Origin of the sequence: Sphingomonas sp. PWP1-2 (assembly GCF_049898305.1) — a bacterium.
GTDB classification, from domain to species: domain Bacteria; phylum Pseudomonadota; class Alphaproteobacteria; order Sphingomonadales; family Sphingomonadaceae; genus Sphingomonas; species Sphingomonas glacialis.
The window spans coordinates 240,363-253,080 of the sequence record NZ_JAFCXM010000006.1; the positions used below are offsets into that span (position 1 = coordinate 240,363).

Annotated in this window: 14 protein-coding genes; 10 read left to right on the top strand and 4 right to left on the bottom strand. The window is 69.0% G+C overall.

Annotated features, from left to right (window positions below; genetic code table 11):
* Window positions 1-20 precede the first annotated feature (20 nt).
* The 7 genes from ACP7C5_RS16100 to ACP7C5_RS16130 all read left to right on the top strand — a co-directional run bounded on the left by ACP7C5_RS16100 (window position 21) and on the right by ACP7C5_RS16130 (window position 4,128).
* Window positions 21-698: a winged helix-turn-helix transcriptional regulator gene (locus ACP7C5_RS16100; protein WP_426265003.1), complete on the top strand. Its 678-nt coding sequence runs from the start codon at window positions 21-23 to the stop codon at window positions 696-698.
* A 70-nt stretch (window positions 699-768) separates the two neighbouring features.
* Window positions 769-1,791 carry a cobaltochelatase subunit CobS gene (gene cobS / locus ACP7C5_RS16105; RefSeq protein ID WP_133191799.1) on the top strand — a complete coding sequence of 341 codons (1,023 nt, stop codon included), beginning with the start codon at window positions 769-771 and terminating at the stop codon, window positions 1,789-1,791.
* Entirely contained in the window at window positions 1,791-2,345 is a 555-nt protein-coding gene (locus tag ACP7C5_RS16110) for a hypothetical protein (RefSeq protein WP_426265004.1), read from the top strand. The genes cobS and ACP7C5_RS16110 overlap by 1 nt, the downstream gene beginning before the upstream one ends.
* 10 nt (window positions 2,346-2,355) lie before the next feature.
* Window positions 2,356-2,799, top strand: coding sequence for a methylmalonyl-CoA epimerase (gene mce / locus ACP7C5_RS16115; protein WP_426265005.1), 444 nt, complete (start codon window positions 2,356-2,358; stop codon window positions 2,797-2,799).
* A 17-nt stretch (window positions 2,800-2,816) separates the two neighbouring features.
* Window positions 2,817-3,065 (top strand): hypothetical protein, encoded by a 249-nt coding sequence (locus tag ACP7C5_RS16120; protein ID WP_426265006.1) that lies wholly within the window; start codon window positions 2,817-2,819, stop codon window positions 3,063-3,065.
* A complete protein-coding gene (locus tag ACP7C5_RS16125) occupies window positions 3,065-3,352 on the top strand; it encodes a type II toxin-antitoxin system RelE/ParE family toxin (RefSeq protein ID WP_426265007.1) in 288 nt (95 codons plus the stop codon). Before ACP7C5_RS16120 ends, ACP7C5_RS16125 begins: the two co-directional genes overlap by 1 nt.
* Window positions 3,349-4,128: an enoyl-CoA hydratase-related protein gene (locus ACP7C5_RS16130; protein WP_426265008.1), complete on the top strand. Its 780-nt coding sequence runs from the start codon at window positions 3,349-3,351 to the stop codon at window positions 4,126-4,128. The genes ACP7C5_RS16125 and ACP7C5_RS16130 overlap by 4 nt, the downstream gene beginning before the upstream one ends.
* 382 nt (window positions 4,129-4,510) lie before the next feature.
* On the opposite strand, the gene ACP7C5_RS16135 is transcribed toward ACP7C5_RS16130, so the two are convergent.
* Together ACP7C5_RS16135 and ACP7C5_RS16140 are read right to left on the bottom strand one after the other, a co-directional pair.
* Window positions 4,511-5,401 carry a hypothetical protein gene (locus tag ACP7C5_RS16135; protein ID WP_426265009.1) on the bottom strand — a complete coding sequence of 297 codons (891 nt, stop codon included), beginning with the start codon at window positions 5,399-5,401 and terminating at the stop codon, window positions 4,511-4,513.
* A 69-nt stretch (window positions 5,402-5,470) separates the two neighbouring features.
* On the bottom strand, window positions 5,471-6,712 hold the full coding sequence (locus tag ACP7C5_RS16140) for a S8 family serine peptidase (RefSeq protein WP_426265010.1): 1,242 nt from the start codon (window positions 6,710-6,712) through the stop codon (window positions 5,471-5,473).
* Window positions 6,713-6,799: 87 nt separating this feature from the next.
* Between ACP7C5_RS16140 and ACP7C5_RS16145 the strand changes: the two genes are divergently transcribed.
* The 3 genes from ACP7C5_RS16145 (at window position 6,800) to ACP7C5_RS16155 (ending at window position 9,313) form a co-directional block, all read left to right on the top strand.
* Window positions 6,800-7,285 (top strand): sigma-70 family RNA polymerase sigma factor, encoded by a 486-nt coding sequence (locus tag ACP7C5_RS16145; protein WP_426265011.1) that lies wholly within the window; start codon window positions 6,800-6,802, stop codon window positions 7,283-7,285.
* Window positions 7,282-7,956, top strand: coding sequence for an anti-sigma factor family protein (locus ACP7C5_RS16150; protein ID WP_426265012.1), 675 nt, complete (start codon window positions 7,282-7,284; stop codon window positions 7,954-7,956). Before ACP7C5_RS16145 ends, ACP7C5_RS16150 begins: the two co-directional genes overlap by 4 nt.
* 142 nt (window positions 7,957-8,098) lie before the next feature.
* Window positions 8,099-9,313, top strand: a complete 1,215-nt coding sequence (locus tag ACP7C5_RS16155) for an outer membrane beta-barrel protein (RefSeq protein WP_426265013.1) — start codon at window positions 8,099-8,101, stop codon at window positions 9,311-9,313.
* Between the two features lie 48 nt (window positions 9,314-9,361).
* Here the strand turns inward: ACP7C5_RS16155 and ACP7C5_RS16160 are convergent, their stop codons facing one another.
* Both ACP7C5_RS16160 and ACP7C5_RS16165 read right to left on the bottom strand, forming a co-directional pair.
* Entirely contained in the window at window positions 9,362-10,039 is a 678-nt protein-coding gene (locus ACP7C5_RS16160) for a response regulator (protein WP_426265014.1), read from the bottom strand.
* 37 nt (window positions 10,040-10,076) lie between these two features.
* Entirely contained in the window at window positions 10,077-12,716 is a 2,640-nt protein-coding gene (locus ACP7C5_RS16165; RefSeq protein ID WP_426265015.1) for a DUF4118 domain-containing protein, read from the bottom strand.
* Between the last annotated feature and the right edge of the window lie 2 nt (window positions 12,717-12,718).

Below are 12,718 nucleotides of genomic sequence, written 5' to 3' on the forward strand. Positions count from 1 at the left end.
CAACCATGAAGTTAGCAAAAGTGACTGAAGCACCCAGTGGGACAATCAAGCGCTGGTATGACGATGCGTGCGGCACCGCGCTCGCGCTCGAATTCGTCGGCGAGCGCTGGTCGCTGCTGGTGATCCGCGAGTTGCTGCTCGGCCCGCGGCGCTTCGGCGAGATCCGCAGCGGATTGCCGGGGCTGAGCGCGAACGTGCTGACGCAGCGGCTGCAGGGGCTTGAGGCGGCGGGCGTGCTGACGCGCGAGACGCTGCCGCCGCCGGCCAATGTGAAGGTCTACGCCTTGACGCCGTGGGGGTATGAGGCCGAGCCGATCGTCATGGCGCTCGGCCGCTGGGCGCTGCGCTCGCCCGCGCACGACCCGTCGCTGCCGTTCTCGCGCGTCGCACTGATGCTTGCGCTGCGGATGATGTTCGATCCCGCAAAAGCAGAGGGCTTTGCCGCGCGGATCGGATTTTCGCTGGGGAGCGAGCGCTATGTGGCGGCGATCGGCGATGGCGGTCTGACGCTCGCCCGCGACGGAATCGCGCAGGCGGACGCGGTGCTGGCCGGCGAGCCCAACGCGTTCCTGCCCGCTTTGTTCGGAACGACGCCGCTCGCCCAACTCATCGCGGCGGGGCGGCTTGCGGTCAGCGGCGACGTGGCGCTTGCCGCCCATTTCTGCACGCTGTTTGCGCTACCCGCCAAGATTGCGTGAAACTCGCGTCTCGACTTGGCGCAATCCGACCGGCTAGGGAGGGACGACCTTCTTGCAGAGCATTTTCAGCATGACCACGATTCCGAACACCCAGCCCGACAGCCGCGAGACGACGATCCTCGACGCGCCCGACCAGATGAAGAAAGTCCGCGACCTGTTCGGGATCGATTCGGACATGGAAGTCCCAGCCTTCTCGCTCGCCGACGAGCGCGTGCCCGATCTCGACCCGGCCTATGTCTTCGACAAGGACACGACGCTCGCGATCTGCGCTGGCTTCGCGTTCAACCGCCGCGTGATGGTGCAGGGCTATCACGGCACGGGCAAGTCGACGCATATCGAGCAGATCGCGGCGCGGCTGAACTGGCCGTGCATCCGCATCAACTTGGACGCGCATATCAGCCGCATCGATCTCGTCGGCCGCGATGCGATCGTCTTGAAGGACGGCCAGCAGGTCACCGAATTCAAGGAGGGTCTGCTGCCGTGGGCGCTGCAGACGCCGACCGCGCTCGTGTTCGACGAATATGACGCGGGCCGCCCCGACGTGATGTTCGTGATCCAGCGCGTGCTCGAGACCGAGGGCAAGCTGACTCTGCTCGACCAGAACCGCGTGATCCGCCCGAACCCGTTCTTCCGCATGTTCGCCACCGCCAACACGGTCGGGCTCGGCGATACGTCGGGCCTGTATCATGGCACGCAGCAGATCAACCAGGGCCAGATGGACCGCTGGAACATCGTCGTCACGCTCAACTATCTGCCGGCTGCGGTCGAGGCGCAGATCGTGCTCGCCAAGTCGGGCGAATATGACCAGCCCGAGGGCAAACGCCAAGTCGACAACATGGTGCGCGTGGCCGACCTCACGCGCCGTGGTTTCATGAACGGCGACATCTCGACCGTGATGAGCCCGCGGACCGTCATCACCTGGGCGCAGAACACGCTGATCTTCGGCGATGTCGGCTTCGCGTTCCGGTTGTCGTTCCTCAACAAGTGCGACGAGACCGAGCGCAGCTTGGTCGCGGAATATTACCAGCGCGTGTTCGGCAAGGATCTGCCCGAGAGCGTGGTCGGTGCGCCCACCAAGGCCGGCGCAAAGTGATGTTGGCGCTGCTCCTGCTCCAGGCGGCAGCGCCCGCCGCTCCGGCGACGCCGGCACCCTGGGCGGTGCAGACGCGTCCGAGCGGCAAGACGATCGCGACCTCGAGCTCGGACTGGTCGACCGACAACAGCGCGCGGCTGGTGGTGCGCTGCGACACGACGGGCGAGAAGATCGTCTCGCTCCAGTTCATCCCCAAGGCCGGCTTTGCCGCCGCGCTGCCGCGGCCGGTGTCGATCAACGTCGATGACGGGGGCTGGCTTGGCACCAACTGGCAGTTCCCGGGGAGCGGCGCGTTCATCAGCGACGATGTCGTCGTCACCAATCTCGCAGCGATGATCGCGGGGGGCAAGTCGATCCGCGTGCGCGTGATCGATCCCGACAACAAGCCGGTCGATGCGGTGTTTGTCGGACCGGGGCCAGCACCGATCCGGCAAGTGCTTTCGGCGTGCGGCTATGAATTCGGCAAGGCGCCGGCGCGCGTCTTGGCACCCGCGACGCGCGTGCCCGCCGATCCGGCGACGGCCAAGAAAGCCCCTGCTCCCGAAGACGAATAAGGCCGTTACGATGACCGATTCCGCCGCCACCACGCTTGGGCGCCTCAACCATGTCGGCGTTGCGACGCCCTCGATCGAGCGCTCGATCGCGCTGTACCGCGACTTGCTTGGCGCGACGCAGATCGGGGAGCCGTTCGACCTCCCCGCGCAAGGCGTGAAGGTCTGCTTCATCGACACGCCCAACACGCAGATCGAGCTGATCGAGCCGTATGACGAGAGCTCGCCGATCGCGGGGTTCCTGCGCAAGAACCCGGCGGGCGGGCAGCATCACGTCTGTTTCGAGGTGCCCGACATCCACGTCGCGGTCGCCGATTTGCAGGCCAAGGGCGCGACCGTGCTTGGGACCCCGCGGATCGGCGCGCATGGCACGCCGATCGTGTTCGTCCATCCCAAGGACATGGGCGGGCTGCTGGTCGAGCTGATGGAGACGCCTGCGGTGGCGCACGGGCATTGATCTTGATATGATGTGCCATGGCAGCGTCGAACACCATCGATAGCGACATCGCGATACTCCGCGGCATGATCGATGGTCCGGATGCGGGACTGGCGGCCTATCTGACGCGCCATCCCGATCTTGCCTCGGTTGAGGCTGCGCGCGAGGATCTTGCGGAAATCATTGCGGGGCTCGAGGACGTACGTGGCGGGCGGGTCGTTTCGCACGCCGAAATCCGGAAGGATATGGAGGCGCGCAGGCGACCTCGCATCCAAGCGGCTGAGTAGTGGCGGTTCGCTGGTCGGCCGCGGCGCGCAGTGCCCTCACGCGGATTTTTGAATTCAACGCCGCCTATAGCGCCGAATATGCCGAGCGGATTGACGCTCGCTTGTTCGGTGCGGCCGAACTGATCGAGCGCAACCCCAGGATCGGGCGTCGTATTGCCGGCACGAACGTGCGAAAGCGCTCGCTCAGCGACATTCAGTATGTCGTGCGCTATCGAATCGATGCGGCGGGTGACATCACAATCGTGAACGTTCGCCATACACGGGAAAACCGGCAGGAGAGGCCATGACCACGATGATCCAGTCCGAACGGCGCGGCGACGTGCTTGTCCTCACGCTCGACCGGCCCGAGCGGCTGAACGCTGCGCCGCCCGCGATGTTCGTCGAATTGCGCGCGGCACTGGCGTCGCTCGACGGCGCGCGGGCGGTGTTGATCGCCGGGGCGGGGCGCGCTTTCTGCTCGGGGGCCGATGTCGGCGGCGGGGCGCTCGGTAGTGAGGATCCGGGCAATGCGACGTTCGCGGCGCTGACGGAGAGCTACAATCCGACGATGGCGGCGATCGCCGATCTGGCGGTGCCCGTCGTCAGCGCGGTGCGCGGGCCGGCGGCGGGGATCGGCTGCAGCCTCGCGCTCGCCGCCGATTTCTGCGTGGCGAGCGAGACGGCCTATTTCCTCCAGGCGTTCGTCAATATCGGGCTGGTGCCCGATGGCGGCGCGAGCTGGATGCTGCCGCGCCTGATCGGCAAGGCGCGCGCGTGCGAGATGATGCTGCTCGGCGAGAAGGTGCCCGCGGCCAAGGCGCTCGACTGGGGGATGATCCACAGCGTCGTCGCCGACGACGCGCTCGACGCGACGGCGTTCGCGCTGGCCGAGCGGCTCGCGGCGGGGCCGACGGTCGCGATCGGGCTGATGCGCCGCCAGATCCGCAGCGCGTATGAAGGCGATTATGCTGCGGCAATGCTGCAGGAGGCGGAGAACCAGCGTACCGCGCGGGGATCGGCCGATTCGATGGAGGGCGGGATCGCCTTCCTGCAGAAGCGCAAAGCCGCCTTCAAGGGCGCCTGAGCCGCGGCGATCAGAGCAGCGTGACGCCGTAGAGCGCGTGGTGAGTCAGGACCCGCCTCGCACCGCGGGCTTGCGCGTCAACCGCTGCCGCGACGTCTGCAGCGGGGGCGGAGACGGTCGGATCGGGGGCAGGCGCCTGTGCGGTCACAGGCGCGGCGATCGACAGCAGCGACGTCATACGCGAGCAGATCGCCGGATCGTGTGATCCTCGCGCGGGACGATAATCCCAACGCCCGAGGCCGAAGCGCTCGGCCTGATCGCCGATGGCGAGCCGATCGCGTGCTGCGGATGATCGCGGGACGCGATATGGAAAAAGCGCGCCCGGCTGGTGAAAGCCGGACGCGCCCCGCCGTGATCGATGCCGTGATCGATGCCGCGCGCGTTACTGCGCGGCGTTCTTGATGTCGCCCTTGCCCATCGCCGAGACAAGCACGTCGCCCGACCCCGAGAAATTGGCCGCAGGAAGCGTGGCGACGCGATTGCCGACGCGGACCAGCACATCGCTCAGTGCCCCGTTCGCCCCTGCGCGGACCGCCTGGACCGTGCCAATCGCGCGCCCTGCAGTGTCGCGGATCGCCATACCGGGCGCGACCGGGAAGGCCCCGGCGCTCGCCGCACCCGATCCCGCCAGCGCGAGGCTGCCGGTCGCGTTGGCGGCATTGCCCATCGTCGATGCCGCGCCCGAGGCCATGCCGTTGCCCGAAGCCCCGACCGGATTGACCGCGCCGGTCGCGCGCGAGGCTGCGGTGCCTGCCGCGCTCCGGCCGCGATCGGCGATGCTGCGCGTCGCGCCGACCGCACGATCCGCGCCCGAGCGGACCGCGCCGGTCGCCTGGCCCGCGGTGCTGCGGACCGCGTCGGTGCCGATCAGTTGCGCGTCGACGCTGCCGCCGAGCGAAGCACTGCCGCTGCCGCTACCGGTGAGCGAGCGGTCGCCGATGCGGTTGGTCGAATCGAGCGCTGACGCGCTGCTCGTGGTGTTCGAGGCGTTCACCGTGCCCTTGCGCGTATCGACCGTCTTGCTCGTGCGCGTCGAATGCGTGCTGCGCGTGACGCTGTCGGTGCTGAGCGGTCCGCGCTCGAGCGTGCTGCCGAGCATGCCGTTGGTCGAGCCGCTCAGCCCGCCCAATCCGCCGCCCAATCCGCCCCCGAGCGAACCGCCGAGCGCGCCACCGAGGCCGCCGCCGCCACCGCCGCCGAGAAGCTGCGCCGAAGCGGGCGACGCCGCGATGGCGAGGGCAAGCGTTGCGGTACCAAACAGGGTCTTGATCATGATGAGTCTCCGTTGCTGCTGCAGGGAGAACGGGGCCCGCTTGCGATTTAATCCCGCGCTGTGCGAAAATTATTTCGCGGGCGGCGTGCGACACGTGCCGCAGACCAGCCCGCGGCCATATTTGGCATCGGGCCCGCGCGCGCCGAGATCGACCGCACCGGCATCGACCCGCGCGAGCGCAGCGGGCATCGCAGTGGGATCAAGCGCCGGGTACACGCGCGCGATCGTCGCGGCGACCAGCGGCGCGGCGAACGAGGTGCCGCGCACCGTCATGCTGCGGCCGCCGGTCGCGGCGGCGCGCAAATCGGCGCCGGGCGCGGCATAATCGAGATGCCGCGCACGCCCCGCCTCGATCAGCACGCGGTTGCGCGCGTCGACGCCGGTCACCGCGATCACGCCGGGATAGGAGGCGGGGTAGCTCGGCGGCGCGGCCGGGCCGTCATTGCCCACCGCGGCGACGATCATCAGCCCGCGCGCTTGCGCCGCCGCGACGACGCGGCCGAGCAACGGGTTGGCCGGGCCGACCAAGCTGATCGTCACGACGGCGACGCGCTGCGCGACCATCCAGCCGAGCGCCTTGGCGATCGCGGTCGCGTTGCCGCCGGCGGGATCGGCGCCATAGACGTCGGCCGAGGCGATCCGCGCGCCGGGCAAGGCACCGCGCACGCTGCCCGATCCGGCGATCCCCGATCCGGAGATCAACGATGCGACCGCGGTGGCATGGTCGTTCGCGCGCGGTGCGCCCGTCGCAAAGCCGCGCGACAGCGCCGCCCCCGCGACGCCACCGTCGATCACCCCGACCAGCGGCCCCGCACCGCGCGCGGCCGCCGCGGCAGCGACAGGCGCGACGCCGCTGGCGAAATGCAGCTGGTCCGCGCTGACCTCTGCATCGCCGAGCTGGCGAAGATCGCCGATCGCCGCTTTCAGCGAGCGGTTGGCCGGGACAGCCAGGCGCGCGAAGCCGACGCCGAGAATGTCGCCGCGTTCGAGCAGCCGATAGCCCTTGGCTTGCGCGGCGGCGAGCCAGGCGTCGCTCGGCGCATCGACGACGATCTCTCCGGCGCGTGCCGCGAACCCGTCGGGATCGCGCGCGATCTCGCGCGGATGCTGGCGCACCAGCCGGTCGATCGTCGCGCGGCGGACGTCCTCGAGACGGTCGATCGCGGCGGCGGGCAAGCGCAGCGCGCTGTCGGCGAGCCCCTCGATCCGCGGCAATGCGCCGACCACCGGCACTTGCGGCAGCAATTGCGCCTGCGCCGCGGCGAGGCCGAGCGGCAGGATCGCCGCGAGCAAGACGAGTCGTTTGGGCAAGGCGGATCCCCGTATTGGCCTTTTGGCCTGTGCGTGGATTAAACGGGCGACGCCATCCGTTTCATCCGCTCGAGAAGGAAAACACTATTGGCCGCGTTCGAGGACGATCTGCTGGGACTGCTGCCGCGCTTGCGGCGGTTCGCCCGCGCGCTCGCCCGCGACGCGGCGGATGCCGACGATCTGTGCCAGGTGACGGTCGAAAAGGCGTTGCTGGCGCGGGCGCAGTGGCAGGCGGGCACGAGGATGGATAGCTGGATGTACCGGATCATGCGCAATAGCTGGATCGATACGGCGCGCGCGAGAAGCCGCGCGGCGCAGACCTTCGTCGCCGAAGCGGCCGGGCTCGGCATCGGCAGCGACGGCGGGGGCGAGGCGCGCGTCGCGCTTGGCGAAATCGACCGGGCGATGCAGGCCCTGCCCGACGAACAGCGCGAGGCGGTCGCGCTCGTGCTGGTCGAGGGGCTCGCATATAAGGAGGCGGCAGCCGTGCTCGACATTCCGATGGGAACACTGACCTCGCGGCTGGTGCGCGGGCGCCAGGCGCTGATGGCGCACTTGGGAGAAGCGGCGTGACGGTCGATCCCGAACTTCTGATGGCCTATGCCGATGGGGAGCTCGACCCGCTCAGCGCCAAGCGCGTCGAGCGCGCGATCGCGCAGGATCCGGCGCTCGCCGCGCAAGTCGAGCGCCACCGCGAACTGCGCGCGCGGATTGCGGGCCGCTTTGCGCCGGTCGCCGCGGAAGAAGTGCCCGATCGGCTCGCGGCGCTGATCCGTGCGGCGCCGGTTGCGCTGCCGGTGCGGCGCCCGATCGCGACGCGCTGGCGCGAGGCGATTGCGATGGCGGCGTGCCTAGTGATCGGCGTTTCGGTCGGGCTCGGCTGGGATCGGGGTCCGGTCACGACGCAGGGCGGTCGGCTGTATGCAGCGGGACCGCTCGCGACCGCCCTCGACACGCAGCTGGCGTCGGCTGCGGGCGCGGTGCGCGTTCCGGTCAGCTTCAAGGATCAGGCAGGCCGCTATTGCCGCGTCTTCAGCGCGACCGCGATCGACGGCATCGCCTGCCATGACGCGACAGGCTGGGCGCTGCGCCAGACGCGCAACGGCGCGACCGGCGCGACGACCGAGTACCGACAGGCCGGATCGAGCGACGCGGCGTTGATGGCGAATGCGCAAGCGCTGATGGCAGGCGATCCGCTCGACGCGACCGCCGAGCGCACCGCGCGGGCCGGGGGGTGGCGGTGATGCGTCAGGCGCTGGTGAGTGCGCTCACGCGGTAGCGCGAAGGTATACGCGTTCTTTATGGAAAGCGGCTGACTTCCCTCGGGAATCTTTACGGCGGGATCGATACCGCGCTGGGCATCGACCCCGGCAAAGGATTCTACACGTGCGTTTTTGTATACTAGCGACGCGGGCTCGCGGCGCGCTCGGTCCGCGCCGTCTCGCGCTGGTCGGCGGTGGCGCGCTGCTTTTCGCGTCGTCTGCCGCCTTCGCCGATCCGGCGGCGTCGCCCGGCTTCTCCGGGCCGCTCGCCCCCAATCCGCATCCGATCGCGGTGAATGCCGGACCCTTTGGCGACGTGACGGTTACCGGCCAAGTCAGCGGTCTCGCGATCGCGCAAAGCCATGTGACGAATGCGGCCGGCACCGTGACGTCGGATACGGCGGCCGACATTTCGAACGCGCAGGTCGAGATCCAGACCACCACCGGTCCGCTCCAGCTCTATGTACAGGCCGGCGCCTATTCACTGCCCGCGCTCGGCACGTCGTACCTTCGGTCGGGCAAGGCGCAGGACCTGCTCTTCGGTCCCGTTCCCGTGGCCTATGCCAAGGCCGTGCTCAGCAAGGATCTGTCGATCACCGCGGGCCTGCTGCCGACCATGATCGGTGCGGAATCGACCTTCACCTTCCAGAACATGAACGTCGAGCGCGGCCTTCTCTGGAACCAGGAACCCTCGATCAGCCGCGGTGCGCAGGTCAATTACGCGCATGGCAAGCTGAGCGCGGCGGTCTCGCTCAACGACGGTTACTATTCGGGCAAGTTCAACTGGGTCTCGGGAACTGTGGCCTATGCGTTCGACGGCTCGAACACGCTTACGCTGATCGGCGCGGGCAGCGTTTCGCGGTCGCGGCACGCGTCTTATGCAACGCCGCTGGCGCAAAACAACGGCAGCATTTTCAATATCATCTACACCTATAGCAAGGGGCCGCTCACCCTTACCCCCTATCTCCAATACAACCGGGTCGAGCGCGACGACGCTTTGGGTCTCAACCGCTCGGCAGCGACGTTCGGGGGCGCCCTGCTCGCCAAATATACGCTTCCCAAGGGCTTCTCGCTCGCGGCGCGGGGCGAATATCTGAAGTCTTCGGGAAAGGATTGCGGGCTGGCGAGCGGCTGTGTGCCGACCAACCTGCTTTACGGGCCGCACAGCGATGCCTGGTCGGCGACCTTCACGCCGACCTATCAGAAGGGGATCTTCTTCGCGCGGGGCGAAGTCTCCTATACCCGGATCGGCAAGCTCGAACCCGGTCTGGGCTTCGGGGCCGATGCCAATCGGCGCGATCAAGTTCGCGGCTTGCTCGAAACCGGCTTCCTGTTCTGACGCTCGAGCGCGCGGGGCGGCCAGCTCCAAGCTGCCGCCCCGCGCACTTTACGCGATCAAGCGATAGCCGATCCCCGGCTCGTTCAGGAGGAAGCTGGGTGCTGCGGGATCGGCCTCGAGTTTTAGCCTGAGCGCGCGGATCGCGACCCTGAGATAGGCGACATCCTCGACATGCCCGTCGCCCCACACGCGACGCAGCAGATGCGTGTGCGTCAGCAGCTTGCCGGCGTGGCGCGCGAGTTCGGCCAGCAGCGCAAACTCCTTGCGCGTCAGTTTGACCGGCGCGCCGTCGCGCCAGACCTGGTGCGCGGCAAGGTCGATCTCGACGGGACCGGCACGGAGACGGTTCTGACCGACCGAGGACACAGTGTGCCGGCGCAGCGCGACGCGGACGCGGGCGAGCAGTTCGTCGGTGTCGAACGGCTTTACGATATAGTCGTCGGCACCCAGATCGAGCGCCGCGACCTTCTCGGTGATCGCGTCGCGCGCGGTGAGGACGATGACGGTACGCTCGAGCGCCTTGAGATGGGGAATGAGTTCGATTCCGTCGCGATCGGGAAGCCCCAGATCGAGCAGGACGAGCTCGCAGCCGGGGCGCCGCGCACAGGTGAGCGCCTCGGCGGCGTTGGCGGCCTCGTCCGCGCTCAGCCCGCCGCGCTCGATAGCGCCGCGCACCAGACGGCGGATCGCCGCTTCGTCGTCGACGATCAAAATCTGGCCGGTCATGGGAGCCGCACCGCGATCAGCTGTCGTCTCATGGGCCTCATTCCGATGTCGTGCGTCGGATCAGGGCATTCGGCCAGGTGACGACGAACGCCGAACCCTCGTCGTCGCGGTTGGCGGCGCTGACGCGCAATCCCATCGCCTGCGCAAAGCCCTGAACGATCGCGAGGCCGAGCCCGGTGCCGCCGGTCCGATCATTGCCGTCGACGCGGGTGAAGCGGTCGAACAGATGCGCCTCGCTGCCGACCGGAAGGCCGGGCCCCTGATCGAGCACGCCGAGCGTCAGCCCGTCGGGGGTGCGGCGGCCCTCGATCACGATGTCGGTATCGGCGGGGGCGAACTTGGCGGCGTTGCCGAGCAGGTTGATCAGCACGTGATGCAGCATCCGCGGATCGGCCTCGACCAGCGGCAGCGTCGGCGGCACGTCGAGCACCAGCCGGTGGCGCGCGAGTTCGGCGCGCAAATCGCGCGCGGCGGCGGCGACGGCGTCGGTCAGGTCGGTGGCCTCGCGCTTGACGACGAGCGCGCCCGCTTCGATCCGCGTCATCTCGACCAGATCGTCGAACACGCGCCGCAACCGCCGCGCTTCGCTCTTGAGCGTCGCGGTGGCGGGGGAGGTGCCGTGTGCGACCGCGAGTTCGTCGGCGGCGGCGACGACTGCGGTGAGCGGCGTCTTGAGATCGTGCCCGATCGAGGACAGCAGGGTCGCGCGCAGATCGTCGCGTTGCTTGAGCGCATTGACCTCGCGTGCCTGCGCCTCGAGCTGGAGCCGCTCATGCGCCAGCGCGGCCTGACCGACCAAGGTCGAGAACAGCACGCGCTTGTCCGCCGGGATCGGGTCGCCGCCTTCGCGTGCGACGCCGAGCACGCCGAGTACGCCCAAAGCGGTCTTGAGCGGATGGAACTGCCACTCGCTCGCGGTGAGCGTGCCGCTGTCGCGCCCGGTGACCTCGCCGCGGTCAAACGCCCATTCGGCGGCGGCGGTATCGATCGGGCTCAGCTCGACCATCGACGGCGCGGCGGCGATCGCGACATGGCGGCCGTCGCGATTGGCGAGCAGGATCGTCGAGACACCGAGCAACGCGGCGATCTCCTCGCAGGTCGCGGTCGCGGTGCCGTTCTCGTCGGAGACGCCGGCAAGGCGCTGGCCGAACGCGGCGAGCGCGGCATTCTCGGTCGCGGTGCGCGCGCCGACATTGGCCTCGCGCCGCACCTGTCCCGCCAGCTGGCTCGCCACCACCGCGACGATGACGAACACGGTCAGCGTGACGACATTGTGCGGGTCGGTGATCGTCAGCGTGTAGAGCGGCGGCAGAAAGAAGAAATTGTAGGCCAGCGCCGCGCCGACGCTCGCGATCAGCGACGAGCGCAGGCCGTAGAGCGTCGCGGTGGCGATCACCGGGAGCAGATAGAGCAAGTCGATCGCATCGGCCCCGACCACCGGCAGCAGCAACTGCGACAGCGCGGTACTCGCGGCGACGAAGGCGAGCCCGATCGCGCTGCCGCGCGCCAGGATTGGACGCGTCGTCGGCGTTTCGCGCCGCGTCTCGCTGGCTTCCGCGACGGGGACGACGTGGATCGCGACGCCATCGAGCGCGCGCACCAACCGATCGACCACCGAACCGTGGCGCAGCTCGAACCACCACGAGCGCCGCGACTTGCCGATCACCACCGCGGTCGCGCGTGCCTCGCGGATATGCGCGCACAGCCCTTCGAGTACGTTGCCCGCCGGCACAGTCGCGATCGTCGCGCCGAGCCCGGTGGCGAGGTCGAGCGCCGCGGCCATCCGCGCGCGCGCAGGCGCCGAGAGCGTGGCGGAGCGCGGCGTCTCGACCACCACCGCGGTCCAACTCGCGTGCAGCGCATCGGCGAGCCGCTTGGCCGAGCGGATCAGCACGTCGCTGCCGGGCTGGTCGCCGACCGCCACGACAAGGCGCTCGCCGCCCGCCCAGGTGCCGCTCTCGCCCAGACTCGCGACATGGTCGAGCAAGTGGCGATCGACGGTCTGCGCGGCGCGGCGCAGCGCGAGTTCGCGAAGCGCCGACAGGTTCGACTTGGAAAAGAAATGGCCGAGCGCGCGCGTCGCTTCGGCCGGGATATAGACCTTGCCTTCTTTCAGCCGCGCGATCAGCTCGTCGGGGGGGACGTCGACGACTTCGATCTCGGCATCGTCGAGCACCGCATCGGGCACCGTCTCGCGCACGCGGACGCGGGTGAAGCCCGCGACGACGTCGTTGAGGCTCTCGACATGCTGGATGTTGAGCGTGCTCAGCACGTCGATCCCGGCCTCGCGCAGTTCCTCGATGTCCTGCCAACGCTTGGGATGGCGGCTACCCGGCGCATTGGTGTGCGCGAATTCGTCGATCAGCGCGACCGTGGGGTGCCGCGCGAGCATCGCGTCGAGATCGAATTCCTCGAGCGTATGCGCGCCGTGCTCGATCTTCGCGCGCGGCAGGATTTCGAACGGAGCGGTGAGCCGGTCGGTGTCGGCGCGGCCGTGCGTCTCGATCACGCCGGCGACGACGTCGGTGCCGCTGCGCAGCAGTTCGGCGCCCTCGCGCAGCATCTCGAAGGTCTTGCCGACGCCGGGTGCTGCGCCGAGGAAGATCTTCAGGCGGCCACGTCCCTCGCGGCGGGCGGCTTTCAGCAGCGCGTCGGGGGAGGGGCGGGTGTCGGTCATTG

Bases quoted from the DNA above. Each gene is read 5' to 3' on its own strand.
- cobS (WP_133191799.1), top strand. From the start codon at position 769: ATGACCACGATTCCGAACACCCAGCCCGACAGCCGCGAGACGACGATC.
- ACP7C5_RS16110 (WP_426265004.1), top strand. From the start codon at position 1,791: ATGTTGGCGCTGCTCCTGCTCCAGGCGGCAGCGCCCGCCGCTCCGGCG.
- mce (WP_426265005.1), top strand. From the start codon at position 2,356: ATGACCGATTCCGCCGCCACCACGCTTGGGCGCCTCAACCATGTCGGC.
- ACP7C5_RS16120 (WP_426265006.1), top strand. From the start codon at position 2,817: ATGGCAGCGTCGAACACCATCGATAGCGACATCGCGATACTCCGCGGC.
- ACP7C5_RS16130 (WP_426265008.1), top strand. From the start codon at position 3,349: ATGACCACGATGATCCAGTCCGAACGGCGCGGCGACGTGCTTGTCCTC.
- ACP7C5_RS16135 (WP_426265009.1), bottom strand. From the start codon at position 5,401: ATGATCAAGACCCTGTTTGGTACCGCAACGCTTGCCCTCGCCATCGCG.
- ACP7C5_RS16160 (WP_426265014.1), bottom strand. From the start codon at position 10,039: ATGACCGGCCAGATTTTGATCGTCGACGACGAAGCGGCGATCCGCCGT.
- ACP7C5_RS16165 (WP_426265015.1), bottom strand. From the start codon at position 12,716: ATGACCGACACCCGCCCCTCCCCCGACGCGCTGCTGAAAGCCGCCCGC.